The organism is Ruegeria sp. AM2, from assembly GCF_056540685.1.
This window is the reverse complement of sequence record NZ_JBQFXE010000025.1, coordinates 1-3,093: the sequence shown is the minus strand read 5'-3', so window position 1 is coordinate 3,093 and position 3,093 is coordinate 1. Positions and strand designations below refer to the sequence as shown.

The 3,093-nt window shown below is 61.1% G+C and carries 3 protein-coding genes; all 3 read left to right on the top strand.

Annotated features, from left to right (window positions below):
* Window positions 1–317 precede the first annotated feature (317 nt).
* Genes ACR0CR_RS20360 through ACR0CR_RS20350 form a run of 3 tightly spaced genes read left to right on the top strand, consistent with a single transcriptional unit; the run spans window position 318 to window position 3,056 of the window.
* A complete protein-coding gene (locus ACR0CR_RS20360) occupies window positions 318–1,316 on the top strand; it encodes a TRAP transporter substrate-binding protein (RefSeq protein ID WP_480602731.1) in 999 nt (332 codons plus the stop codon).
* Between the two features lie 5 nt (window positions 1,317–1,321).
* Entirely contained in the window at window positions 1,322–1,795 is a 474-nt protein-coding gene (locus ACR0CR_RS20355; RefSeq protein WP_480602728.1) for a TRAP transporter small permease, read from the top strand.
* Between the two features lies 1 nt (window position 1,796).
* Window positions 1,797–3,056 (top strand): TRAP transporter large permease, encoded by a 1,260-nt coding sequence (locus tag ACR0CR_RS20350; RefSeq protein ID WP_480602726.1) that lies wholly within the window; start codon window positions 1,797–1,799, stop codon window positions 3,054–3,056.
* Window positions 3,057–3,093 lie beyond the last annotated feature (37 nt).

The window sequence follows — 3,093 nt, the reverse complement described above, 5'->3', positions numbered from 1 at the left end:
CTCAAGTATGAGCGTACGGTTTTATTGGTATTATTGCGGTTACGTTGTTTTTTGGTGTGCTTGGCTGATTTTTTGGGGTGCGTTTGTTTTTGCTCTGATTTTGTTTCCGTTGCGTTATTGGGAATTGTTGTCCGCGATTGTCAATAAGTTGGCCTGAGCTGCCATGGTTTGAGGGTGTGCAGTTGAGGATAGGTTTTGTTGGAGGCGTTTGGAGGGGTTGTGTTTGAGCTGCTTTTTAGCGGTTCGGCATTGATTTTCGCGCTGCATTTGGCCGGTGCCCTGGGTGCCGGATGTGACGGTCCATTGAGGAGGATGAGATGATTTTCAAAAGATTTACCACGGCGGTGGCCTTGGCCGCGGGCATGGCGGGCGGTGCGGCGCAGGCTGAGACGACGCTCAAGCTGGCGACGGTTGCGCCGCTGTCTTCGCCCTGGGGCCAGTGGGCGCAGGGTGTTGCGGACCAGATTGCCGAAGCTTCGGGCGGCGAGCTGAAGATCGAGGTGATCGGCGACGCGCAGCTGGGGGACGAACAAACCATTCTGCGCCAGGGCATGAAGGGCCGTGTCGATCTGGTGCTGGTGTCGAACATCCCGATGTCACTGATCGGACAGGAGCTGGACCTGGTGTCTTCGCCGTTTCTCTATGACAGCATCGAACAGGGCAGCTGCGTTGCGTTTGAACATCTCAGCGACATTCTGGGCCCCAACCTGCGCGAGGCGGGGCTGGAACCGCTGACCTGGATGGAAGTGGGCAACTACATCGTGTTTTCGCAGGAACCGGCCAGAACTCCGGATGCGCTGGCGGGTCAAAAGGTGCGCGTTGCGGCCACCACGGCGGATGAGCTGTTTGCCCGCAAGCTGGGCGCGGTTGGCGTACCGATGGGCACCTCGGACACCATTCCGGCGCTGCAGACCGGCAACGTCAAGGCGGCCTTCCTGCCCGGCGTGTTCGGAATTGCCATCGGCACCCACAAGGTCGCCCCCCATGTCACCGTCAGCAACCACACCCGCCTGATCGGCACCGTGGCTGCCTCGGGGCGGACCTACAAGAAGCTGAGCGATCAGGAAAAGGAATGGCTGTCGGCGTTCACCGAGGCCGGAACCGGCCTGTCGGCCACCATCCTGGGTGCCGAGACGGCGCTGCTGGGCCAGCTTGAAGGTGCGGGCGTGCCCGTGGCCCGCCTGACCGATGAAGAAGCCGCCGCCTGGCGCGCCGCGTCAGACGGCCTGCGCGAGGAACTGGCCGAACAGCTGGGCCCCAAAGCCCAAGCGATCCTTGAACAGATCGAGGCTGCCAAACAGGCCTGCGGATCTTAAGGCCGATGACGCTTCTTCGGTTTCTGATGAAGGTTGAAGCGGTTGTGGCAGCGTTGGCTTACGCTGCCACAACATTGCTGCTGCTGGCCGATGTGGCTGCGCGCGAGTTTTTCTCGCAATCCCTGTGGGGGGCGCAGCAGACGGCGGTTTTGTGCAGCATTCTGGCGGCGATGGTCGGCCTGACGCTGGCCACCGGGCGCAGCGCCCATTTCCGGCCCGAATTTGCCGACGGCATCCTGCGCTTTGCCTTCATCGACCGGCTGGGGGATCTGATCGCGGCGGTTCTGCTGTTGGTCTTCGCCTATTTCGCGGTCGAGTTCGTCCTGGAATCCAAAGCGTTCGCCGACCGCGTGCCGGTGGTGAACATCCTGCTGTGGCCGATGCAGATCATCGTGCCCTATGCGCTGGCCTCCTCGGCGCTCAAACATCTGGTGTTTGCCTGGAACCCCGACGCAAAGACTGAACTGAGGAACGCCTGACATGGATGGCATCATTCTTCTGGGCATCGTTCTGGCGATGCTGGCCCTGCGCCAGAACGTTGTTTTGATCCTGCTGATCGTGACCGCCTATATCCAGCTGGTCTGGGCCGGCGGCGATATCCTTTACGTGATCGAGGACCTGTGGTCGTCGATGGACAACAAGGTGCTGCTGGCCATCCCGATGTATATCATCGCGGGCAAGCTGATGTCGCGCGGCTCGATCGCGCGCGACCTGATCGCCATGGTGCGCGCCGCAACCGACTGGATGCCGGGCGGTCTGGGCATGGCTTCGGTGCTGTCCTGCGCTCTGTTTGCGGCCGTGTCGGGCTCATCCGCCGCGACCCTGCTGGCCGTCGGCGTGGTGATGTATCCGGCGCTGAAAGAGGCCGGCTATTCCGAGAAGTTCTCGATCGGGGCCGTCACATCCGCGGGCACGCTGGGCATTCTGATCCCGCCGTCGATCCCGCTGATCATCTACGGCATCGTGACCGAGACCAATGTCGCCAACCTGTTTCTGGCGGGCATCATCCCGGGCATCCTGCTGACCGCGATCTTTGCGTTCTACAGCATGGGCACCAACCTCAACAACGCGCGCGGCACGTTTTCGGTCAAACGTCTGTGGGATGCGGTGCGCAAGGGCATCTTTGCGCTGATGACGCCGGTGATCCTGCTGGGCGGGATCTATTCGGGCTATTTCTCTCCGACCGAGGCCGCCGCGGTGGCCGTGGGCTATGCCATTCTGGTCGAGCTGATCGTCTATCGCGAGCTGTCGTCGAAGGATTTCTTCGAGGAATTCGTCTCGACCGCCGTCATGCTGGGCACACTGTTCCCGATCGTGGCCGTGGCGCTGTCGCTGAAATCGGTTCTGGCGATCGAGGGTGTACCAGCCGCCTTTGCCGACTGGCTGCAGTCGGTCTTCACCAGCAAGGTCGCGTTCCTGCTGGCGTTGAACGCAGCATTGCTGCTGGTGGGCTGTCTGATCGACGTGGTCTCGGCCATCCTGCTGCTGGGCCCGGTTCTGCTGGCCGCAGCGGCGCATTTCGGGGTGAACCCGATCCAGCTGGGCATCATCATGATCATCAACCTGGAAATCGGCCTGCTGACGCCCCCCATCGGGTTGAACCTGCTGGTCGCCTCCGGCGCTTTCAAAAAAGGCTTCTCCCAGGTCAGCCTGTCGGTGATCCCCTTCATCATCCTCATGCTCATCGCACTCATGATGGTCACATTCATCCCACAGCTCACACTCTACTTCGTCCAATAAACACAAAAATCCCGGCCAAACAGGCCGGGACAAACAA

Coding starts and splice junctions, on each gene's coding strand:
- ACR0CR_RS20360 (WP_480602731.1), top strand. CDS start 318: ATGATTTTCAAAAGATTTACCACGGCGGTGGCCTTGGCCGCGGGCATG.
- ACR0CR_RS20355 (WP_480602728.1), top strand. CDS start 1,322: ATGACGCTTCTTCGGTTTCTGATGAAGGTTGAAGCGGTTGTGGCAGCG.
- ACR0CR_RS20350 (WP_480602726.1), top strand. CDS start 1,797: ATGGATGGCATCATTCTTCTGGGCATCGTTCTGGCGATGCTGGCCCTG.